Raw genomic sequence first — 21195 nt, forward strand, 5'->3', positions numbered from 1 at the left:
CCTGTACCGACTCGTATTGGTGTTAGCCACAAGTTTGGTTTTCTGCGCACCTTCCTGGGCAACAGGCGTGCTCGTGTTGATGAGCGACAACAGTCCGCCTTACCAGGAAGTTGCAGAGGGTTTTCGTGCGCAACTGCAGCATGCACGCCCTGCCGTTAAGGTCGTCATTGAAACATCTCTAGAGCACGCCGAAAGTGCGGTGTCTGCAAACCCGCGCTTGCTGGTAAGCGTCGGAATGAAAGCCACCCGGGCAGCGCTTGCCCTGAATACCCGCGTGCCTATCCTGGCCGTGCTGGTACCCAAAGACGGCTTCGACGCATTAGCCGTGCCAGCCAATGAGGCACGCAGATCAATGAGTGCCATTTACCTTGATCAACCCTATTCACGCCAACTGGCCATGATACGCATGGCTTTTCCGGAACGTCGGAGAATAGGCGTGTTATTGCGTGAGCAAAACCGGCAAAAGCTGGAGGCGTTATTGGCATCAGCCAGATTGCAAAAAGTCCTGGTGACGGGTGAATTGATACCCAATGCAAGTGAAATCATCCCCGCTTTGGAGCATTTGCTGGGAGCCAGCGATATGCTGCTGGTGCTGCCGGATGCCTTGCTATATAACAAAAATGATATTCAGGGCGTGCTGCTTACGTCTTATCGCTATCATGTCCCATTGATTGGCTACTCGCAGGCACTGGTACGTGCCGGCGCAATTATGGCGCTGTATTCAAAGCCTCAGCAGATTGGTTATCACGCTGCCGAAGTGGCATTACGCTACCTCGATACCGGTGATTTACCTGCGCCGCAGTACCCGAAATATTTTACCGTGAGCATTAACCAGCAGGTGGCGCGCTCATTGAATATTTCCGTGCCGGGCGAGATTGAGTTGCAAACGGCGTTGCAGCGCAGGGAACAGGAGCAATGATGAAATCAAGCATACGCCGACGGGTTTTGTTGCTGGCTCTTCTGCCTGCCACATTACTTGCATTATCTCTAGGCTATTTTTTCACGCTGTCGCGTATTACTGATCTGGACCAGGCGCTACGCGCACGCGGACTGGCCATTGCCCGTCACCTGGCACCCGCATGCGAATACGGCGTGTTTTCCGGGAATAACCAGATACTGCAGCGCCTGGCTGATTCAGCGCTTGCTGAGCCCGATGTTATCTCAGTGTATATCATGGATCGCGGCGGTAATGTACTGGCCAGCAACAGCCTTAAACAGAGCAAACTGGCCGGTATTCAACCTGGCGATATCCCTGTTTCGAGCCAGAACAATATTGTTACCGTGGCCACTCGATCCAACGTGTTATTTTTCCGGATGCCTATCCGGCAGACGGAAGTACAGGTTGATGATTTCGCGCTGACTTCAACACCATCGCCAGTCATCCAGCCTGTGAACGCGGCGCCATTGGGATACGTGGCTATAGAGTTGTCCCGTAAAGCCACCATGGAACGTCAGAATGAGGTGCTGCGCAGTGCCGCCCTGCTGACCATTGCCGCGCTCATTGCCACGGCTTTGCTGGCACTACGCTTGGGACGGGAGATTACCGTTCCGATTATGAAGCTGGCCAGTGCTGTGGACAAAATCGGCAGGGGTTATCTGGATGTGCGCGTGAAGCTGGGTGGCAATGATGATGAATTCCGTATCCTGGAAGATGGCATCAACGGCATGGTAAGCAAGTTGCACCGGGCGCATGACAACTTGCAGGAGCAGATTCTGCAGGCCACCGCCAAGCTCAGCTATCAGGCTAGCCACGATATGCTAACTGGCCTGATTAACCGGCGCGAATTCGAAGTCAGGCTGAAACGCGCCTTGTTCAGTGCGCAACACCAGGATAGAGAGCATGCACTGTGTTACATGGATCTTGACCAGTTCAAGATCGTCAATGACAGTTGTGGTCATGTGGCAGGCGATGAACTATTACGCCAGCTGACCCTACATTTGCAACAGGAAGTCCGCGAACGCGATACCCTGGCGCGTCTGGGGGGGGATGAATTCGGCCTGTTGTTGGAAAACTGTCCTCAGGATAAAGCGCTGGAGTTGGCTGAAATCATGCGGAAAACGGTGGAAGATTTCCGTTTCAGTGTGGGCGAAAAAAACTTCATGGTAGGAGTCAGTATCGGTATTGTCATGATCAACCACGAAAGCGACAACGTGGTCAGCCTGCTCACCTCGGCGGATGCTGCCTGTTACGCTGCCAAGGATCATGGTCGCAACCGCGTCCATTTATATCAGATGCAGGATAGTGAACTGGCCCAGCGTCGTGGCGAAATGCAATGGGTCAATCGTATTCAACAGGCCATCGCAGAAAACCGGTTGCAACTCTATTTTCAGCAGATCCAGCCTCTGCAGAAGCAGGAACAGGGCCTGCATGTGGAGTTATTGCTACGCATGATAGACGAATCGGGTCAATGCATTCTGCCCATGGCGTTTATCCCGGCGGCCGAACGTTATCATTTGATGCCGATGCTGGATCGATGGGTAATGGAAAATAGCTTCAGGCTATGCGAGGCCTATGTCGCTCCAGATGGCTGTGAACTGCAAACCTGGGCAGTCAACGTGTCGGGCGCATCACTGTGCGATGCCGGCTTCGTGCAATATCTGAAATCGCATCTTGTAGACAATCCGGCACTGGCACAAACCTTGTGCATAGAAATTACCGAAACTGCCGCCATCACCAATCTCGGTGCGGCAAATACATTTATCCAAGAACTCAAATTGCTCGGTTGCCGCTTTGCTCTGGATGATTTTGGAAGCGGACTGTCATCACTCAATTATCTGAAAAATTTGAATGTGGATTATCTGAAAATCGATGGTGCCTTTATCAAGGATATGGCGGACGATGCCATCGATCTGGCAATGGTCGAAGCCATCAACAAGATCGGGCATCAAATGGGTTTGTTGACGATTGCCGAATTTGTGGACAGTGAGCGCGTATTGTTAAAACTGAAAGAAATCGGCGTGGATTTTGTACAAGGGAACTGGATACACAAACCCGAAAATGCCGAAGCTTTGTGTAAAGCCTGATCGGCAAGGTATTTGACGTGGCGTTATCGGGTGGTACCGTTAAATTGAATGCCTGTTACTGAATACCAAGTATAGGAATGACTGCATCCAGCCCATTGAAATTCACTGCATAGCTAGCCTGAGTCTGCACCACTGGTTTGGCGTGGTAAGCAATGGATATTCCTGCTTCGCTCATCATTTTCAGGTCGTTGGCACCATCACCAATCGCTACGACCTGTTCATATGCCAGCCCCAACTCGTTACGGATGCGATTGAGCCAATTGGCCTTGCCCTGGGCGTCAATAATCTGTCCCAACACGCGCCCGCTCAGTTTGCCTGCAACGACTTCCAGTGTATTGGCCGCAGTGTAATCCAGCCCGAGCCGTGCCTGCAGGCGCTCGGTGAAAAATGTGAAGCCGCCGGATACCAGCAGCGTCTTGATGTTGTGCTGTTTCAATTTGCCGAGCATTTTTTCCGCGCCCGGTGAGAGTTGCAGGCGTTCGTCATACACGCGTTGCAATGCGGCTTGATCGAGTCCCGCCAGCAACGCCACGCGCCGGGTGAGGCTCTCGGAAAAATCGATCTCACCGCGCATGGCGGCTTCGGTAATCTGCGCGACTTGCGGCTTGACGCCTATCATGTCGGCAATCTCGTCGATGCATTCGATCGTGATTAGGGTGGAATCCATATCCATCACCACCAGTCCGAAATCACTCGGCCGACGCGTGGATGGGACAAAGCCATAGTCCAGAGCGGCCTCGTTGCAAAAATCGGCCACAGCGACCTGGCTATCCGGATTCGCGCCCGCCAGGCGGAACGCCTGCTGGGAAATAGCCTGAATTTCATGTGCGCCGCTAAGCTTGGCGAGCTGTTTCAGGGATTGGGTCGCAATGTGTGTTGCCTGAATAATCAAATTATAATTCATGATATTAAGATAACTCTTTAAATAATTTTCTAATATTTTCCACGCGGTTTGCCAAGGTCGGCGATGAGACCGTTACGCGCAGCTTGTCCGGGCCGGCCAGCTTGAAATTGCGCCGGGTCTGGATCAATTCAATAATCCGCGCCGGATTGATCGGCGGGTTGGGCACGAACTGGATGCTGATCGCATCTGTGGAGGCATCCAGCTTGGCTATGCCCAGCGGCTTGGCGAGCAGACGCAGGCGATGCGATTCCTGCAGCGCCTGCGCCGGTTCCGGCAGCAGGCCGAAACGGTCCACCAGCTCGGCGTGCAGGTCGTCCAGCTCGTCGCTATTGCTGCAGTTGGCGAAGCGTTTGTACAGCACCAGCCGTTCGTGGATGTCGCCGCAATAGCTGTCGGGCAGCAGGGCAGGGGTATGCAGATTGATTTCAGTGGTTATCCCGAGCGGCTGGTTCATGTCCGGCTCGATGCCCTTTTTCAGCGCTGCCACGGCATGGTTAAGCATGTCGTTGTACAGGCTGAAGCCGATCTCCTGCATGCTGCCGCTTTGCGAATCGCCCAGCACCTCGCCGGCGCCGCGTATTTCCAGATCATGCATGGCGAGATAAAAGCCCGCGCCCAGTTCTTCCATCATCTGCAAGGCTTCCAGGCGTTTTTTGGCGGAGGAGGTGAGCGCCTCTTCCTCCGGCGTCAGCAGATAAGCGTAGGCCTGATGGTGCGAGCGTCCGACCCGGCCGCGCAACTGGTGCAGCTGCGCCAGTCCGAACTTGTCGGCACGGTTCATGATGATGGTATTGGCGGTGGGAATATCAATCCCGGTTTCGATGATGGTGGTGCACAACAGTACATTGACGCGTTGCTGGTGGAAATCGCGCATCACATGTTCCAGCTCGCGTTCCGGCATCTGGCCATGGGCGACGCGGATGCGTGCTTCGGGCAACAGTTTGGCGAGCCTGGCTTCCATGTTGAGGATGGTTTCTACCTCGTTGTGCAGGAAATACACCTGGCCGCCGCGTTTCAATTCGCGCAGCACCGCTTCGCGGATCACGCCATCCGAGTAGCGCGACACGAAAGTCTTAATCGCCAGGCGCTTCTGCGGCGCGGTAGCGATCACCGAAAAATCGCGGATGCCCTCCAGTGACATGGCCAGCGTGCGCGGGATCGGCGTGGCGGTCAGCGTCAGCACGTCCACTTCGGCGCGCAGCACCTTCATCTGTTCTTTCTGACGCACGCCGAAGCGGTGTTCCTCGTCGATGATGACCAGACCGAGGTTTTTGAACACCACATCCTTCTGCAGCAGCTTATGGGTGCCGATGACGATGTCGATCTTGCCATCTGCCAGGCCGGCCAGTGCATGGGTGATTTCCTTGGTGGAGCGGAAGCGCGACAGCTCGGCGATTTTCACCGGCCAGTCGGAAAACCGGTCGGAAAAAGTCTGGAAATGCTGCTCGGCGAGCAAGGTAGTGGGGACCAGCACAGCGACCTGGCGGCCATCCATCAGCGCCACAAAAGCGGCGCGCAACGCGACCTCGGTTTTGCCGAAACCCACATCGCCGCATACCAGCCGATCCATCGGTTTGGCGGTGCACAAGTCGGTAATCACCGCATGAATTGCAGCGGCCTGGTCGGGTGTTTCTTCAAAACCGAAGCCTTCGGCAAAGGCCTCGTAATCATGCGGTTTAAGCGTGAAGGCGTGGCCCGCGCGCGCCGCGCGCCGCGCATACAGGTTGAGCAACTCGGCAGCAGTGTCGCGGGCCTGCTGCATGGCACGGCGTTTGGCTTTTTCCCACTGTCCGCTACCGAGCTTGGACAGGGGCACCGATTCGGGCGATGCGCCACTGTAACGCCCGATCAGATGCAGTTGCGATACCGGCACATAGAGTTTGTCGTCACCCGCGTATTGCAGCAGCAAGAATTCCGTCTCGCCTTCCCCCATATCCATGCTCACCAAGCCAAGATAGCGTCCGATGCCGTGGTCGGCATGCACCACCGGGTCGCCCACCTTGACCTCGGACAGGTCGCGCAGCATGCTGTCCACCTGGCTGCGACGTCCGCTGTCGCGGCTGCGCGTACGTACCGTGGTGGCGTACAGTTCGGTTTCGGTAACGAAGGCGGTGGGACTATCGGCTTCAAGAATGAAGCCGTGGCCCAACGGAGCAACGCCCAGCAACAGATGGGCAGCCTGTGCCGTGCAGCTTTGGTAATCCTCGCACAGCGCCGGCTTGAGCCCGTATTCGGCGAAATACTGCGCCATGGTTTCGCGCCGTCCCAGGCTCTCCGCCAGCAGCACCACCCGGCCGGAAAAGTGGCTGATGAAATCCTTGACGCGGTGCAGGGGGTCATCGGCGCGGCGCTCGACTTCCAGCTTGGGCAGCGGGCGCGTGTTCCCGCCTTCGGTGTCGCCCCGGCTGAGCTCAACGCGCGGATAGCCCTTCAGCCCGCCGAACAGCGCATCGACCGAAAGAAACAGGTCGGCAGGCGGCAACAAGGGCCGCTGCGGATCGCCGCGCAGCAGCTTGTAGCGCGATTCGGTGTCGCGCCAGAAATCCTGCGCGGCGGCCTCCACATCGCCGTGCAGGCAGAGCAGGGCATTGCCCGGCAAATAATCGAACAGGCTGGCGGTGGTATCGAAAAACAGCGGCAGATAATACTCGATACCCGCGGGTGCCAGGCCGTTGCTCACGTCCTTGTAGAGCTGGCGTTTGGAAGCGTCGCCTTCGAAGCGGTCGCGGAACCCCTCGCGGAAGCGCGCAATGCCGGCTTCATCCAGAGGAAATTCGCGTGCTGGCAGCAGGCGGATTTCATTTACCGGGTAAATGCTGCGCTGGGTATCCACGTCGAAGGTACGGATGGTCTCGATTTCATCGCCGAACAAGTCGATGCGGTAGGGCAACGGGCTGCCCATCGGGAACAAATCCAGCAACCCGCCGCGCACGCTGTATTCGCCGGGGGAAATTACCTGACTCACTGCGGTGTAGCCGGCCAGCGTCATCTGCCCGCGCAGCGCATTCAAATCCAGCGTCTGGCCTTGTTTGAGAAAAAACGTATAAGCGCCAAGATAGGCAGGGGGCGCCAGTCGGTACAGCGCCGTGGTTACCGGTACGATGGCGACGTCGCACTGGCTTTGAGAAATCTGGTAAAGCGTGGCCAGGCGTTCGGAAACCAGATCCTGATGCGGCGAAAAATGGTCATAAGGCAGCGTTTCCCAGTCCGGCAACAGATTGACTTGCAGGCCCGGCGCGAACCAGCGAATTTCCTCCAGCAGTCGCTGGGCATCCAGCGCATTCGCAGTGAGCACCACCAGCGAGCGCGCTTGTCCGGCCAGTTCAGCCAGCGCCAGCGCATCGGCAGAGCCGGTGATTGGCTGCAGACGAGCGCGTTGACCAGGTGAGGGAAGCGGCTGATTGAAAAGCATGTGGGATCGCAAATGAACGCATTATAACTTTTCGTGCTGGAAATAACCGCTGGCAGGACTATGCTGAAAAGTGATGGTTCATCTTTTTCAGGGGTAAGACATGCCGTTTACTGACCGTAACCAGGCCGCATATCAACTGGCGGAGGCACTTTCCCAATACCAGGACATGCATCCGCTGGTACTGGCGATCCCGCGCGGCGCCGTGCCAATGGGGCGCATCATTGCGGACGCACTGGGCGGGGAGCTGGATGTGGTCCTGGTACGCAAGTTGCCTGCACCGTTCAATCCGGAATACGCCATTGGTTCGGTGGATGAATCGGGCTGGACTTACGTGTCCGATTCGGCTGCAGCAGCGGGTGCTACGCCGGAATACATCGAGCAGGAAAAGCAGCGCCAGCTGGCTACCATACGCCGCCGGCGTGCCGAATATACCCCATTGCGCCCTCCTATCGAGCCGGCCGGGCGTATTGTCATCGTGGTGGACGATGGCCTGGCCACCGGCGCCACCATGATCGCCGCATTGCACGGTTTGCGCGAGCGCAAGCCCGCCAGGCTGGTGTGCGCGGTGCCCGTGGCGCCTGTGGATACCGTGGACCGGGTACGGCTATACGCCGATGACGTGGTGTGTCTGGAAACCCCCTTCAGCTTTAAGGCAGTCGGGCAGTTCTACAGCGATTTCCCGCAGGTGGGGGATGAAGAGGTGGTAGAGATTCTGCGACGCTAGTGTGAAACAGTACACTAGCGCACGGTCACGCGGCTGTCGTCTGTCAGGCCATCCCCCGGATATACGACAACCTGTTCTCCCCGTTGCAAGCCGCTGCTTACCATCGCTTCGCTGCCATTCTGGCGCGAAATTTCCACCTTGCGCAATCGGGCACGGCCCGCAGATATCACAAATACCTGCCACTGTCCGTCCTTGCGGAATAACGCGCTCACCGGCACCTTCAGCGTATCGGGCGTATTGAAAATGATGATGCCAGTCTCAACCCGGTAGCCGTCGCCCAAGGCCTGCCATTGTTGCGGTGGGGAAGTCAGATCAATGATGACATTGACGCGCTGCTCCTCCACGCCCAATGCGGAAACCTTGGTGAAGGCGGACGGTTCGACCCGGCGCACGCGTCCTTGCAGGGACTCGCCGCCCCCCCAACGCTGGATGCGCACAGCGTCACCTGGCACGATCTGCACGGCATCGGTGGTGAGCACATCCACCACCACTTCCAGATCGCCCGGCGCGCCGATTTCCACGAGCGGCGTGCCAATGGCGACCACACCCTCATTTTCCTGCATGACTCTTAGCACCCGTCCGGCAACAGGAGCGCGCAGCATCCATTGCCGATCTGCCGTCTTGCCGCCATCGCTATGCAGTCGCAGCACTGCAGCGCGGGCGGCGGCAGTATCGAATCCTGCAGCGCGGGCGGCATGCCTGGCCACCTCCAGGTCGCGGGTAGCGAGTTGCGCCGCGAGTTCAGCCTGTTCCAGTTGGGCAGGGGAAATAAAAGCGCGGACGGCCAAGGCTCGGCTACGCATGAGATCGGCACGGGATTTTTCCAGGGATGACTGAGCCCTTGCCACGCCTGCATCAGCGCGTGCCTGGCTCGCCTCGGCCGCACCGACCCGTGCGCTCAGTTCGCGCTCGGTGCGTGCATCGAGCAGCGCAGGCGCAGCGGGTTCGATGACGCCCAGCAGCATGCCCGGCTTGACCTCGTCGCCGACCTTGAGCGCAATACGCTGTAACTTGCCCGCCACCGGTGCGGATACGACATAGCGCTCGCGTACCCGGGTTTTGCCGTCTTCCTCGATCAGTTGCTGGAAGCTGCCACGGGTGACTTGCGCCACCTGCACCGCCACCGGCTGGGGGCGAAACGCCCAGATCAGCACTACTATGGCGGCGAGGCCGAGCAGTATCAGCAAACCACGTTTGATCCAGATTTTATTCATGTTCACTCTCTTGTTTTGAGTACGGCGACCAGGTCGAGGCGATCCACACGGTGGCGCACGATGAGTGCGCTGACCGTGCCCGCCAGCAGAATCGCGATGCCTGCATAGGCATATGTGTCGGGTTGAATAATGACGGGCAGCACCAGGGTTTCGTGCGGCATCAGTTGTATCAAACCCCATGCGATGAAGTAACCCAGCGGAAACCCCAGCGGAATAGCCAGCACGATTTCGATGGCGAGTTCCCCCAGTAAAAAGGCAGAAACTTCGCGTCGTGTGAAGCCCAGTACGCGCAGCGATGCGAGCTCCCAGGCACGCTCTGCAAGCGCGATGCGCGCGCTGTTGTACACCACACCGAACGCGATCACTGCAGCGAAGCCAGTGAATATCGTGGTGAAGAACAACACGTTTTTTGCCGAGGTTTCCTTGAAGCTTTGCAGCATGGCCGTCTTGCTCCCCGAGGTGGCGATTTTGGGGTGTCCTTTAAGATAGGCAAAAAAATCTTTCTCACGGCTTTTGTCGAGCGCCACCGAAATACCCGAGACCACATCGGACTCGCCCATGAAACGGTTGAGCGCACCGATCTCCATGTACGCCGACAGGCCGATCAGCTCCCCTACTGTACCGGCGACCACGACTTCGCGCTTGCGCCGCGTGCTTTCCAGCGACTCGACCCATAATGTGTCGCCGGCATGTACGTTGAGGCGCTGCGCCAGGCGGTCGGTGAGCAGGATTCCAGCACGTGGCAGTGGCACGCTGCGCAAGTTCGCGTCGAGCAGGCGGTGCAGACGCGCGTCCTGTGGAATGCCCTGGATCACGGTGCGATACGACAGGTGGCCCGACACCAGCCGCACCGGCACAATGCGCGAAACTTCGGTTTCACGCACGCCGGGAGCATGCGCGATTTCGTGGCGCACGCGGGCGGCCATCGGCTCATTGAAAACCACTTCCGCGTCGGCACGCTGCACTGCCTCGAACTGCACGTAGATCAGGTAATTCACCGCATCGCGCCAGAAAGTGCCGGACAAAATGACCGCCACCGAGATGGCAATGCCGAAAATGGTCACCAGTACGCGCAGCGGGTGCCGTTCCATGTTGCGGATCACCATGCGAGCCGCCGGAGAAAGCCAGTGCACCAGTCCCAGGCGTTCCAGCAGCATTTTCCGGTAACGCGGCGGGGACGGCGGGTGCATCGCCTGCGCCGGCGCCAGCACCACGACTTGGTGCACGGTGCTCAGCGCGCCTGCAACGGCGGCCAGCAGACTGATGCCACCCGCGAGCAGAGGGATCCAGGGTTGCATGCGGTAAGCCAGGTGCGGGAAGTGAAAAAAATCCGTGTACATGCGGGTCATGTAATGGCCGAACCAGGCGCCGACCAAAACACCGATGACGATGCCCAGCAGTGTAATGACCAGGACGAATTTCAGATAATGCGTGGCGATCGCTGCATTGCCGTAACCGAGTGCCTTGAGCGCAGCGATTTGTTCGCGCTGGGTGGAAACAATGCGGCTTAACACCACGTTGAGCAGAAATATCGCAACACCGAAGAAAGGCAGCGGCAGCGTGGTGCCCATTACCTTTTGCTGGCCGATTTCCTGCGTCAGGATTTTGTTGGATACCTGGTCGCTACGTCCGTACGCATGCAGCCCGCCATAGGGCTCGAGCAGGCGATCAAGCGCATCGATCACAACACGTTCGGAAGCGCCCGGCGCAAGCTTTACCGCGACATGATTGAACGCGCCTTCCATGTTGAACGCTGTGGCGAGATGGACACGGTCAATCCACAGCACGCCGAAGCCGCGGTCGTCCGGAAACGCGCCGCCGCGGGTGGCAAAAACATACTCCGGCGATAACCCGATGCCGACGATCTTCAATGTTTCGCGCTTGCCGTTGATCAAGGCGGCAAGCGTAGCGCCGGGTTTGAGATGGCGTACGCTGGCGAACCCTTCCGACACCACAACTTCATGCGCTTGCCCGGCTTCCGGCATGCGCCCCTGGCGGATGAATATCCGGTTCAAGCGCGGCTGCCCCCCTTCCGGCAGGCCGATCATGCGTCCAACCACCGGCTCGGCGATGCCGGGTATATCTAGCGTCACGTCGAACTGCACGGTGCTTTGCACATCCGCCACACCGGGAATCTCCGCGATCCTGCGTTCGATTGCTTTCGGGGCGCGCTTCAACTCGGCGAACACATCGGCGAAGCGTGCGGCGTCGTAATAACTTGCGCGCGACCACTGCATCGAATCGTAGGTGGAAAGCGAGCCGATGAAACCGGCAATGCCTGCTGCCACCACCAGTGCGATGGTGAATGCCTGGCTGCGCATGCGCCAGAGATCGCGCAGCAGCTTTTTGTCGAGCAGGTTCACCAGGACAACTCCGCAGGCCTGAGTTTGTTCTGATTGTGTTCGACGCTGGTGATGCGCCCGTCAGCAAGCCGCATCACCCGGTCCGCCATGCCTGCGATGGCTGCATTGTGGGTGATGACCACTGCAGTGGTGCCGAATTCCTGATTGATTCTGGCGATCACTTCCAGCACCACCTTGCCGGTTGTGTAATCCAGTGCACCGGTCGGCTCGTCGCAAAGCAACACATCGGGTCGTTTCGCGATGGCGCGGGCAATGGCTACACGCTGCTGTTCGCCGCCGGAAAGCTGGGAAGGAAAATGATTGGCGCGTTCACTCAGGCCCACCAGGCCGATGGCCTCGTCCACATCCATTGGATGCGGACATATATCGGTTACCAGTGCCACGTTCTCGCGTACGGTGAGGCTGGGAATCAGGTTGTAAAACTGGAACACGAAACCCACGTGCTCGCGCCGGTAGCGGGTCAGTTCGCGCTCGTCGGATTTTGCCAGATCATGGTCGCGCCAATGCGCCTCGCCGCTGGTAGGTGTATCGAGGCCGCCAAGAATATTCAGCAGGGTCGATTTGCCGCTGCCGGATGGCCCCAGCAACACCACGAATTCGCCGGAATAGATTTCCAGATCCACTCCGCGCAGCGCCGGAACCTCGACTTCGCCCATGCGGTAGATTTTGGTCAGGCCATGGGCGACAAACACGGCTGGGGGTGCTGGCTGCATGTTCACCCCTTGTATTTATTTATTGGAGGATTTGTTTATAGCTCAGCTGGCCGGAGATTTGAAGTAATGCCCAAACCACGCTGCCGCCTGGCGCGCCACTTCCTCCAGCGTACCGGGTTCCTCGAACAGGTGGGTGGCGCCGGGGATGATGATCAATTCCTGGTGACATTGCAGGTGGGCGGCGGCGCGACGGTTGAGTTCGATCACCACGTCGTCGAACCCGCCCACCAGCAGCAGGGTGGGGGCGGTCACCCGGCTTAGCGCGTCAGTCCCGGCCAGATCGGGGCGTCCACCGCGCGATACGACAGCGGCGATTTTTCCGCCCGGTTGGGCGGCGGCCTGCAGCGCAGCAGCAGCGCCCGTGCTGGCGCCGAAATAGCCGAGTGGCAAGCTGCGGCAATCGGCGTGATTTTTCACCCAGGCCGTGGCGGCAAGCAGGCGCCGGGTCAGCAGGGGAATGTCGAAGCGGGTTTGGTAGTCACTGTCCTCCTCGCGCGTGAGCAGGTCCATCAGCAGCGTGCCCATCCCGGCTTCACGCAGCACACGTGCCACGTAGTTGTTGCGTGGGCTGTGACGGCTGCTGCCGCTGCCATGGGCGAACAGGACGATGCCCGCCGCGTGTTCCGGTAATTCCAGCATGCCCTCGATGTGCACGTCGTCTGCCGGGATGTGTACCAGTTGCTCCAGTTTGCTGGTTGCCATGGAGTGTCTCCCTTTCACAGTCAATTTTGCGCGCGTCTGATGACGTACTGAAGAATTAAATCAAACCGCGCGCTGCATGTTGATGGCGATGGGAATGCGCCGTCGCCCGAACTGGCCGCTAAATGCCTCGAAACGACCGGCTACCTGGGCGCCGCAATCCGGGCAATGGCCTTCCGGGGTGAGCCGGTACTGGATGATCTGATGCCAGTCCCGCACGATCAGCGGCGCGTGGCAACTGGGGCAAGCGGTGGTGCCGCCCGCCGTATCGTAGACGTTGCCGGTATAAACGTAGCGCAGACCGGCGCGCAGGGCGATGTCGCGGGCGCGCGTGAGCGTGGCGGGCGGCGTGGCGGGCAGGTCTTCCATTTTGTAGTCAGGGTGGAAGGCGGTGAAGTGCAACGGCACGTCCGGCCCCAGTTCGCGCATGATCCACTGGCTCATGGCGCTGAGTTCCTCATCCGAGTCGTTCTTGCCCGGGATGAGCAGGGTGGTGATCTCGAACCACACATCGGTGTGGTGCCTGAGGTAGACCAGCGTATCCAGCACCGGCTGCAATTGCGAGCCGGTGAGCTTGAAGTAGAAATCCTCGGTGAAGGCTTTCAGGTCGACGTTGGCGGCATCCATTTTGGCGTAGAAATCGCGCCGCGGCTGATCGTGCATATAGCCCGCGGTCACCGCAACGGTTTTGATGCCGCGCGCATGACAGGCATCCGCCACGTCCATGGCATATTCGGCAAAAATCACCGGATCGTTGTAAGTGAACGCCACGCTCTTGCAGCCGTATTGCTCGGCCGCGTCGGCGATGGCCTCGGGCGAGGCCTGATCCATCAGCCTGTCCATATCTTTCGATTTGCTGATATCCCAGTTCTGGCAGAATTTGCACGCCAGGTTGCAGCCAGCGGTGCCGAACGACAGCACGCTGCTGCCCGGATAGAAGTGATTGAGCGGCTTCTTCTCGATCGGGTCAACGCAAAAGCCCGAGGAGCGCCCGTAAGTGGTCAGAACCATCTGGTCGCCGACGCGCTGGCGCACAAAACAGGCGCCGCGCTGCCCCTCATGCAGCTTGCAGTCGCGCGGGCACAGATCGCATTGAATGCGGCCGTCTTCAATAAAATGCCAGTAGCGGGCGGGGTAGCCGGATTCGACCGTCATTGGGGTGCCCATAACTCGCTCTCCCTCCATTTGCTTACGCTATAGCACGACAGGCGGATATCCTCTGCCCAGAAATCTGCTGGTAGACCGGCCTTGCGCTTCAACTGGGCCAGGAACATTCCCGGCTCCGGCAATTGCTCCCACACCTGCGGCAGAAAGGTGCTGCGGTAGTGATGGTATTCGAGCACCACGCCATCGATGCCGGGGCGCAATGCCGCCAGCGCGTCCACCTCGCCGGTGAAAGCGATGGGCTGGATAGCTGAGAGCAGCGACACCTCCACCTCGGTAATATCCAGTTCCCCGGGCTGCAATGGCCCGAAACGCGGATCGCGGAACGCCGCCGCCAGTGCGTTGGCTTTGACGTCTGCCAGCAGCGAACGGTGCGCCTCCAACGTGCCGATGCAACCGCGCAGTTCACCTTGCTGGGTCAGCGTAACGAAGCTGGCGCCGGGTACGTGCAAGCGCGGTGCGGATTCATCCGCATGCGCCGCATTACCCAAGGCATCGGCAATCGTCGCGCGGGCAATACCAAGCAGGGTTGTTCCCAGTTCAGCGGTCATGGTTTTCATCCTCGTAAAAGGCAAAGGCAGCGTAGCCCACCACCCGGCTTTTGTCGCCTGACGTATCCCCGGAATTGCGCAAGTCGAGCAGTTCCACTTGCAGCCCATGATGCCGGGCGGCCAGCAGCAGGCCATTCACCGGCGTGGCGCCGCAGGCCTGGTGGTAATCAAGGTCGCCACGCAGGCCGAGTATCATCCGGGCGGTGTCGGTGTCAACGCTTTGCGCGGTGGCATAGGGCAGGTAATGGGAAAGGTCGGAACTCACTACAATCAGGGTTTCGTCGCCGCCCCATAGCCGCTCGATCACCTCGGCCACCTGCGCGGCGCTGGCGTCACCTACTGCCAGCGGCACCAGCTTGAATTCGCCCAGCGCGCTTTGCAGAAAAGGCAGGTGTACCTCCAGCGCGTGTTCCTGGGCGTGGCAGCGGTCATCCACGACTACTTGCGGCAGATCGGCCAGTGCAGCCAAAGCCGTGGCATCCAGCTGTACTTCTCCCATGGGGCTTGCAAAAGCCTGTACGCTGGGTACTGCCAGGCTCAGTACCGGCACCCGGTGTACCGGCCCCAGCAATACCACGCGGCGCACCTTGCCGCGCAGCGGACGCAGCCGGGCGTAGGCGCTGGCGGCGATGGCGCCGGAATAGCTATAACCGGCGTGGGGCACGATCAGCGCCTTGGGCGCACTCATTTCCTCGGTAATGGGGACGTTCTCCAGCAGCGCTTGCACCTGGCCAGCCAGCAGCGCGGCATCGGCCGGGTAGAATAGCCCGGCGACTGCTGCCGGGCGGGTGGTTGCGGACATGTTTGCTTCCTCGTTTAATCCAATGACTCCAATCAATATGGAGACAAATACCATTAAGACAATAATGCCTTCAGAAATTGCATTGCTTGCAGAGGCCGACCATCCCGCCGGATAATCCGTTTCTTTGCGCATCGCCCACATGGCTGACTATTACGCACTGATTCCTGCGGCGGGCAGCGGCGCCCGCATGGGCGGAGAGCTGCCCAAGCAGTACCTTGAGCTTGCCGGCAAGCCGATGATTTACCATGCCTTGCGGAGGCTTGCCGGTTCTCCGCGCATCCGCCGGGTGTATGTGGTGATCTCGCCTGAGGATGCTTACTGGGATGATTACGACTGGGGCGAATTCGCGTCCAGATTAAGCGTATTGCGCTGCGGCGGTGCCGCGCGTGCCGACAGCGTGCGCAATGGGCTGGCGGCGATGGCGGAGCAAGTGACGGAAAACGACTGGGTGCTGGTGCACGACGCCGCGCGCCCCTGCCTTTCCGCAGCCCAGCTCGAACGCTTGCTGGATGAGGCGGGCGCCGACCCGGTGGGTGGATTGCTGGCGGTGCCGGTGGCAGACACGCTGAAGCGCGCCGATGCCGGCCGGCATGTGTGCACGACCGAACCGCGCGAAGGGCTATGGCAGGCGCAAACCCCGCAGATGTTCCGCCACGCCATGCTGCTGCAAGCCCTGCACCAGATGCGCGATGCAGTGCCTACCGACGAGGCGCGCGCCATCGAGGCACTCGGACATCGCCCCTTGCTGGTGGCGGCGGACAACAGCAATTTCAAAGTGACTTATCCGCGCGACCTCTATCTGGCGCGTTTGATCCTGGAGAACCCGGATGACTGATTTACGCATTGGGCATGGCTTTGATGTTCACGCCTTCGCAGCGCAGCGCAAGCTTATCATCGGCGGTGTGGAGATTGCCCATCCGCTTGGCCTGGCCGGACATTCCGACGCAGACGTACTGCTGCATGCCATCTGTGACGCGCTGTTGGGCGCAGCGGGGCTGGGCGACATCGGCCGCCACTTCCCCGATACCGACGCCCGCTTCAAGGGCATAGACAGCCGCCACCTGCTGCGCGAAGTAGCGCATCTGTTGGCTGGGCGCGGTTACCGCGTGGTGAACGTGGATTCCACCATCATCGCCCAGGCGCCAAAAATGGCGCCGCATATTGCGCTGATGCAGGCAAATATCGCCGATGATTTGGATGTGGGGCCGGATGCAATCAACGTCAAGGCCACCACCACGGAAAAACTCGGTTTCACCGGACGCGGTGAAGGTATCGCTGCGGAAGCCGTGTGTTTGTTGGCACGGCGAGGTGGCGGATAAACCAGCTACCACGCTGCGCGTGTTTTTTGCGCTGTGGCCGGACCGCGCGCTGCAAACCGCACTGCACAATCTGGGTAACGCCCTCAACCCCGATTGCGGCGGGCGGGCCGTGCGTCAGGAAACCATCCACCTCACTCTGGCTTTTATCGCGGCACTGCCGGCTGACCGAATAGAGGCGCTTTACGCCGCAGCGGCACGGGTCGATACGCCGGCATTCGACTGGCAAGTCGATCTGCTCGGCTACTGGCGCCGCAATCAGCTACTCTGGGCGGGCGCACGCCAGCCGCCCGAGGCGCTTACTACCTTGGTCGGCCGTTTGCATGCCGTACTCAACGACGCCGGCCTGGCTTTTGACGACAGCAAGCCATTCGTTCCGCACATTACGCTGTTACGAAAAGCCCGCTGCAAACAACTGGTACAACCGCCGGTGGCTTTGGACTGGCAGGTGCGGGAATTTGTTCTGGTGCAATCCGAAATCGCTGCCGGGGGAGCGGACTACCGCGTGATGCGGCGCTGGCCGCTGGGGTGAACCCCTCGCCCGCGGCGGGCGAGGAGGAGTCGATCAAAGATAGATACAGTGTTCCAGATGCCCGGAGAGTTCCTTGGGCGTGGCGCGCGTGTAGTCTTTCTCGATGGTGTCGCTCACCATATTGCGCACGTGCCCGGTCAGGCGCTGGTTGAGCACGCCGATGAACGGTGACGATGCCACCATAATAAGGCGCTCATAGTGGTTGGAAGCACGCCCGCATTCCAGTTCTTTCGATAATTCCTGGGCGAAACGCTCGGCTTCATGTTGCTTGGGATCGGTGGCGGGAACAAAGGAACCGTGCCCATTTCCCGTGCCCGGATTATGGCCGGGCCGGTCAGAGACCAGTTCCGAGGCTTTTTCGCGGCTTTCAGGGTGGTTGAGTTCTTTGAGGAGTTGGAGACCTTGTTTCGGGCCATTATTGGTATAGAGGCGGGCTAGACTTGCATTTGCAACAACGATCCAGGTTGTGGTCATGGTTCCTCTTTTCTTCAGTAATTAAACCCGCAAAACATTGAACCGACGCGCGTCTCAACCAGCACTCTCGCCTGTCTGCAAGGCAGGAGGCGCGCATTCTTCCGGTTGATTCCATGATTAAAGTGCGGTCAAGCCAAGTTTCTTGGATTTTCTGGTTTACGAAAGTGTTACGCTTTAAAGCTAGCACCTCAATCCAGCCCGTCAAGGCTGTTCCAAGATACGTTGTGCCGTCGAGAGAAAACCGGCCGGGCTGATGTCATCCACCACAATCGGCATCGTGTCGGCGTAATGAGGGTAATTTTTCAACGTGGACTTGCCGTAAGCGGGGTCGTAGTGCCTTTCCAGCAAAGCCAGTACCAGTTCGTCCCATGCACCCTGTTCGGCCAGTGCGTTCCAGCGCGCAATGATCTCATGGCCATACAGGCCAACCAGGCAATCGAGCTTTTCCTTGAGGGCAGCGGGATTGGCTAAAAAGTGGGCGTATTCTTCCTTGAGGAGGACTACCCGTAACGGCATTGCTACTTCAACACGCACGCAGCCACCCTCACGCATGCGTGCCAGCAGTGCATCGGGTACCCGCAGCAAACCGATTTTTTTGCTTTCTGCTTCCACATACACCGGGCGGCCGGGGTTGAAGTGTTGAAGTGTCCACCACAACTGGCTGTCGAACATTTTTTGCGGCGGTTGCGCCGCATCCGGCAGATTGCCCAGCACCGAGCCGCGATGCGCGGCGAGTCCTTCCAGGTCGAGCACCTGCGCACCGGATTCCTGCAGCGCTTGCAGCAAGCGGCTTTTGCCGGAACCGGTCGGTCCGCACACCACGCGGAAATCGAAACGGCCAGGCAGGCTATCCAGTTCGGCCAGCACTGTGCGGCGGTAAGCTTTATAACCGCCATCCATCTGGGCGGCGTCAAAGCCGATCTGTTTCAAAACATGCGCCAGCGAGCCGCTACGGCTGCCTCCGCGCCAGCAATAGATAAGCGGTTTCCAGCCACGCGGTTTGTCGGTAAAAGAATCCTCGAGATGGCGGGCGATGTTGCGTGACACCAGCGCCGCACCGATTTTTTTGGCCTCGAATGCGGAAACCTGCTTGTATATCGTGCCCACGCGCGCGCGCTCGGTATCATCGAGAACCGGGAAATTCAGGGCACCTGGAATATGGTCCTCGGTATATTCACCGGGCGAGCGCACGTCGATAATCTCGTCAAATTCGGCGAGCTGTGCTACGTTTGCGAGCGGTACAGATTTCATGAGTGTTTGCGATCAAGCGAATCGCGCAGTTTATACGAGAGGGTAACAACAATGAACGACTCCCTGGCGCCCGAGCCTATACGCCTGACCCAGTATTCCCACGGCGGCGGCTGCGGCTGCAAGATCGCGCCGGCAGTATTGTCCCAAATCCTGGCCAATTCCGGTGCTGCGCGCTTGCTGCCGCCGGAACTGCTGGTAGGGACTGAATCCAGCGACGACGCCGCCGTATACAAGCTCAACGACAGCCAGGCGATCGTTGCTACCACGGATTTTTTCATGCCGATTGTGGATGATGCATTTGATTTTGGCCGCATTGCCGCGACCAACGCCATTTCCGACGTGTACGCCATGGGCGGCAAGCCGATTTTCGCGTTGGCCATTGTCGGCATGCCAATCGGCAAGTTACCAGTCGAAACCATCCAGCAAATCCTCGCTGGTGGTGAATCAGTGTGTGCTGCGGCGGGCATCCCCATCGCGGGGGGGCATTCCATCGACGCGCCCGAACCCATCTACGGACTGGTGGTGCTGGGTATCGTGCACCCCGAGCGGATCAAGCGTAACGACATGGCTCGCGCCGGTGATGTGCTGGTGCTCGGCAAGCCGCTCGGCGTCGGTGTAATGAGTGCCGCGCTGAAAAAAGGCGAGCTGTCCGCGGAAGGCTACCGCCAGATGCTGGCCAGCACCACGCAGCTCAATACTCCCGGCAGCCGTCTGGCGGAAATGCCTGGCGTGCACGCAATGACGGACGTGACCGGATTTGCCCTGTTAGGCCATCTGCTTGAAATCTGTCGGGGTTCCAAAATGGGTGCCACAGTGCAATTTGACCAATTGCCATTCTGGAGTGTGTCACGCGAATTAGCGCAGCAAGGTTATGCCACGGGCGCTGCCGAGCGCAACTGGAATAGCTACGGTCACGATGTGGCGATCCCGGCACATATGCCCGACTGGCAACATAAGCTGTTAAGCGATCCGCAAACCAGTGGCGGCCTGCTGGTGGCGTGTGCGCCTGAAGTAGTGGCTGAGGTTTTGGCAGTGTTTCGGGAGGAGGGCTTCGATCAGGCTTGCGTGATAGGCGCCATGCAAGCCGGGCCAGCCAGGGTGACGGTGCGTTAAGACAACCTTATTTCAAATCCGTGGCTGCCAGAGCAACGCGGTGCTAGTGCCGTCATCTTCCTGCCGGCGCCCTGTTGCGCGGCGGTCCACACCCAAATAGGGCTCCCGCTCCAGCCGTGCGGCCAGACTGCGCCGCTCGCACATACGCCGTTCCAGGGGTATGAACTCTACTTCGTAACTTCCTGGCTTTTTGGTGGCTTTTTGCATCAAGTGCCCCATTATTTATTGTCGGGATTTCATCACTTTTGAATAGTAGCACTCTATTATTGAAGAAGTTGCGCAAATTAAAAAATTCATGGTTCATCATGAACGTCTGGCGGTCAATAGGGGTTGCAAGGATTTCCATACATTGTCCAGAACCTGATTTTGCGCAGAGGCGATAGGATGAAAACCATCGGCCTGGAACAGTTCGCGCTTTGTCTCGATACCATTGAGAAGGGATGGCAGCAATGCAACATGACGTTGCTGGGCAAGCGTTTCATAGGTGCGCAGGAACTTTTCCGTATAAGCCATGCCGTAATTGGGCGGCAGGTGTATGCCCACCAGCAGTACACGTGCTCCCGCGTGCTGAATGAGAAGGATCATCGCATCCAGATTATGCTGCATCGCAGTCAGGGACAGTCCCCGCAGGCCGTCGTTTGCGCCCAGTTCCAGAATGACGATTGCGGGTTTTTGCTGTGCCAGCCCCGCAGGCAGGCGTGCCAGACCCCCGGCGCTGGTTTCGCCGCTGATACTGGCATTGACCACGCGCCAGTTTTGTTTGTTATGGTTAAGGCGCTGTTGCAGCAGACTGGGCCAGGCCTGGCTGGTTTCGAGACCATAGCCCGCCGACAGACTGTCGCCGAATACCAGAATGACAGGTGCAGCCTGCGCAGCCTGCGCGGCGCCGGATACGACAAGACATAACAACAGTAAAATTTCCCCAAAATTCATGACCGC

The 21195-nt window shown here is 58.9% G+C and carries 20 protein-coding genes; 7 read left to right on the top strand and 13 right to left on the bottom strand.

Annotated elements, in window-relative coordinates; genetic code table 11:
• The first annotated feature begins 79 nt into the window (after positions 1-79).
• Both ACFDAU_RS07665 and ACFDAU_RS07670 read left to right on the top strand, forming a co-directional pair.
• Positions 80-919 (top strand): ABC transporter substrate-binding protein, encoded by an 840-nt coding sequence (locus ACFDAU_RS07665; RefSeq protein WP_413439375.1) that lies wholly within the window; start codon positions 80-82, stop codon positions 917-919.
• The gene (locus ACFDAU_RS07670) at positions 916-3024 is read left to right on the top strand and encodes an EAL domain-containing protein (protein WP_413439376.1); all 2109 of its coding nucleotides are present in this window, start codon (positions 916-918) and stop codon (positions 3022-3024) included. The genes ACFDAU_RS07665 and ACFDAU_RS07670 overlap by 4 nt, the downstream gene beginning before the upstream one ends.
• Positions 3025-3079: 55 nt before the next feature.
• Here the strand turns inward: ACFDAU_RS07670 and serB are convergent, their stop codons facing one another.
• Together serB and mfd are read right to left on the bottom strand one after the other, a co-directional pair.
• Positions 3080-3928 (bottom strand): phosphoserine phosphatase SerB, encoded by an 849-nt coding sequence (gene serB, locus ACFDAU_RS07675; protein WP_413439377.1) that lies wholly within the window; start codon positions 3926-3928, stop codon positions 3080-3082.
• Between the two features lie 4 nt (positions 3929-3932).
• Positions 3933-7340: a transcription-repair coupling factor gene (gene mfd, locus ACFDAU_RS07680; protein WP_413439378.1), complete on the bottom strand. Its 3408-nt coding sequence runs from the start codon at positions 7338-7340 to the stop codon at positions 3933-3935.
• Between the two features lie 100 nt (positions 7341-7440).
• Here mfd and ACFDAU_RS07685 point away from each other — a divergent pair, with 100 nt between their 5' ends.
• Positions 7441-8064: a phosphoribosyltransferase gene (locus ACFDAU_RS07685; RefSeq protein WP_413439379.1), complete on the top strand. Its 624-nt coding sequence runs from the start codon at positions 7441-7443 to the stop codon at positions 8062-8064.
• A 14-nt stretch (positions 8065-8078) separates the two neighbouring features.
• Here the strand turns inward: ACFDAU_RS07685 and ACFDAU_RS07690 are convergent, their stop codons facing one another.
• Genes ACFDAU_RS07690 through amrB form a run of 7 tightly spaced genes read right to left on the bottom strand, consistent with a single transcriptional unit; the run spans position 8079 to position 15570 of the window.
• A complete protein-coding gene (locus ACFDAU_RS07690; RefSeq protein ID WP_413439380.1) occupies positions 8079-9278 on the bottom strand; it encodes an efflux RND transporter periplasmic adaptor subunit in 1200 nt (399 codons plus the stop codon).
• Positions 9279-9280: 2 nt separating this feature from the next.
• The gene (locus ACFDAU_RS07695; protein ID WP_413439381.1) at positions 9281-11641 is read right to left on the bottom strand and encodes an ABC transporter permease; all 2361 of its coding nucleotides are present in this window, start codon (positions 11639-11641) and stop codon (positions 9281-9283) included.
• Complete coding sequence (locus ACFDAU_RS07700; RefSeq protein ID WP_124703880.1) at positions 11638-12354, bottom strand: ABC transporter ATP-binding protein; 717 nt, start codon at positions 12352-12354, stop codon at positions 11638-11640. The genes ACFDAU_RS07695 and ACFDAU_RS07700 overlap by 4 nt, the downstream gene beginning before the upstream one ends.
• 42 nt (positions 12355-12396) lie before the next feature.
• Positions 12397-13056: a dienelactone hydrolase family protein gene (locus tag ACFDAU_RS07705; protein WP_413439382.1), complete on the bottom strand. Its 660-nt coding sequence runs from the start codon at positions 13054-13056 to the stop codon at positions 12397-12399.
• Positions 13057-13116: 60 nt separating this feature from the next.
• A complete protein-coding gene (gene amrS, locus ACFDAU_RS07710) occupies positions 13117-14220 on the bottom strand; it encodes an AmmeMemoRadiSam system radical SAM enzyme (RefSeq protein WP_413439383.1) in 1104 nt (367 codons plus the stop codon).
• Positions 14205-14768, bottom strand: coding sequence for an AmmeMemoRadiSam system protein A (gene amrA / locus ACFDAU_RS07715; RefSeq protein ID WP_413439384.1), 564 nt, complete (start codon positions 14766-14768; stop codon positions 14205-14207). The genes amrS and amrA overlap by 16 nt, the downstream gene beginning before the upstream one ends.
• Entirely contained in the window at positions 14758-15570 is an 813-nt protein-coding gene (gene amrB, locus ACFDAU_RS07720; protein ID WP_413439385.1) for an AmmeMemoRadiSam system protein B, read from the bottom strand. Before amrB ends, amrA begins: the two co-directional genes overlap by 11 nt.
• A 139-nt stretch (positions 15571-15709) precedes the next feature.
• Here amrB and ispD point away from each other — a divergent pair, with 139 nt between their 5' ends.
• Genes ispD through thpR form a run of 3 tightly spaced genes read left to right on the top strand, consistent with a single transcriptional unit; the run spans position 15710 to position 17418 of the window.
• A complete protein-coding gene (ispD, locus tag ACFDAU_RS07725) occupies positions 15710-16405 on the top strand; it encodes a 2-C-methyl-D-erythritol 4-phosphate cytidylyltransferase (protein WP_413439386.1) in 696 nt (231 codons plus the stop codon).
• Entirely contained in the window at positions 16398-16889 is a 492-nt protein-coding gene (gene ispF, locus ACFDAU_RS07730; protein WP_413439387.1) for a 2-C-methyl-D-erythritol 2,4-cyclodiphosphate synthase, read from the top strand. The genes ispD and ispF overlap by 8 nt, the downstream gene beginning before the upstream one ends.
• A complete protein-coding gene (gene thpR, locus ACFDAU_RS07735) occupies positions 16879-17418 on the top strand; it encodes an RNA 2',3'-cyclic phosphodiesterase (protein ID WP_413439388.1) in 540 nt (179 codons plus the stop codon). The genes ispF and thpR overlap by 11 nt, the downstream gene beginning before the upstream one ends.
• A gap of 33 nt (positions 17419-17451) precedes the next feature.
• Here the strand turns inward: thpR and ACFDAU_RS07740 are convergent, their stop codons facing one another.
• Positions 17452-17892, bottom strand: coding sequence for a host attachment protein (locus ACFDAU_RS07740; RefSeq protein WP_413439389.1), 441 nt, complete (start codon positions 17890-17892; stop codon positions 17452-17454).
• A 201-nt stretch (positions 17893-18093) separates the two neighbouring features.
• Complete coding sequence (mnmH, locus tag ACFDAU_RS07745; protein ID WP_413439390.1) at positions 18094-19143, bottom strand: tRNA 2-selenouridine(34) synthase MnmH; 1050 nt, start codon at positions 19141-19143, stop codon at positions 18094-18096.
• 51 nt (positions 19144-19194) lie between these two features.
• Between mnmH and selD the strand changes: the two genes are divergently transcribed.
• On the top strand, positions 19195-20256 hold the full coding sequence (selD, locus tag ACFDAU_RS07750; protein WP_413439391.1) for a selenide, water dikinase SelD: 1062 nt from the start codon (positions 19195-19197) through the stop codon (positions 20254-20256).
• Between the two features lie 12 nt (positions 20257-20268).
• Here the strand turns inward: selD and ACFDAU_RS07755 are convergent, their stop codons facing one another.
• A complete protein-coding gene (locus tag ACFDAU_RS07755) occupies positions 20269-20463 on the bottom strand; it encodes a hypothetical protein (protein WP_413439392.1) in 195 nt (64 codons plus the stop codon).
• Positions 20464-20559: 96 nt separating this feature from the next.
• Positions 20560-21189, bottom strand: coding sequence for an arylesterase (locus ACFDAU_RS07760; protein WP_413439393.1), 630 nt, complete (start codon positions 21187-21189; stop codon positions 20560-20562).
• Positions 21190-21195: the final 6 nt, after the last annotated feature.

The organism is Sulfuriferula sp. GW1, from assembly GCF_047300855.1.
In the GTDB taxonomy this organism is placed as follows: Bacteria; Pseudomonadota; Gammaproteobacteria; order Burkholderiales; family Sulfuriferulaceae; genus Sulfuriferula.

Bases quoted from the DNA above. Each gene is read 5' to 3' on its own strand.
- ispD (WP_413439386.1), top strand. From the start codon at position 15,710: ATGGCTGACTATTACGCACTGATTCCTGCGGCGGGCAGCGGCGCCCGC.
- selD (WP_413439391.1), top strand. From the start codon at position 19,195: ATGAACGACTCCCTGGCGCCCGAGCCTATACGCCTGACCCAGTATTCC.
- ACFDAU_RS07740 (WP_413439389.1), bottom strand. From the start codon at position 17,892: ATGACCACAACCTGGATCGTTGTTGCAAATGCAAGTCTAGCCCGCCTC.
- ACFDAU_RS07690 (WP_413439380.1), bottom strand. From the start codon at position 9,278: ATGAATAAAATCTGGATCAAACGTGGTTTGCTGATACTGCTCGGCCTC.
- ACFDAU_RS07685 (WP_413439379.1), top strand. From the start codon at position 7,441: ATGCCGTTTACTGACCGTAACCAGGCCGCATATCAACTGGCGGAGGCA.
- ACFDAU_RS07670 (WP_413439376.1), top strand. From the start codon at position 916: ATGATGAAATCAAGCATACGCCGACGGGTTTTGTTGCTGGCTCTTCTG.
- ACFDAU_RS07755 (WP_413439392.1), bottom strand. From the start codon at position 20,463: ATGCAAAAAGCCACCAAAAAGCCAGGAAGTTACGAAGTAGAGTTCATA.
- ACFDAU_RS07760 (WP_413439393.1), bottom strand. From the start codon at position 21,189: ATGAATTTTGGGGAAATTTTACTGTTGTTATGTCTTGTCGTATCCGGC.
- mfd (WP_413439378.1), bottom strand. From the start codon at position 7,340: ATGCTTTTCAATCAGCCGCTTCCCTCACCTGGTCAACGCGCTCGTCTG.
- mnmH (WP_413439390.1), bottom strand. From the start codon at position 19,143: ATGAAATCTGTACCGCTCGCAAACGTAGCACAGCTCGCCGAATTTGAC.
- ACFDAU_RS07705 (WP_413439382.1), bottom strand. From the start codon at position 13,056: ATGGCAACCAGCAAACTGGAGCAACTGGTACACATCCCGGCAGACGAC.
- serB (WP_413439377.1), bottom strand. From the start codon at position 3,928: ATGAATTATAATTTGATTATTCAGGCAACACACATTGCGACCCAATCC.
- ispF (WP_413439387.1), top strand. From the start codon at position 16,398: ATGACTGATTTACGCATTGGGCATGGCTTTGATGTTCACGCCTTCGCA.
- ACFDAU_RS07700 (WP_124703880.1), bottom strand. From the start codon at position 12,354: ATGCAGCCAGCACCCCCAGCCGTGTTTGTCGCCCATGGCCTGACCAAA.
- amrS (WP_413439383.1), bottom strand. From the start codon at position 14,220: ATGGGCACCCCAATGACGGTCGAATCCGGCTACCCCGCCCGCTACTGG.
- ACFDAU_RS07665 (WP_413439375.1), top strand. From the start codon at position 80: ATGAGCGACAACAGTCCGCCTTACCAGGAAGTTGCAGAGGGTTTTCGT.
- amrA (WP_413439384.1), bottom strand. From the start codon at position 14,768: ATGACCGCTGAACTGGGAACAACCCTGCTTGGTATTGCCCGCGCGACG.
- amrB (WP_413439385.1), bottom strand. From the start codon at position 15,570: ATGTCCGCAACCACCCGCCCGGCAGCAGTCGCCGGGCTATTCTACCCG.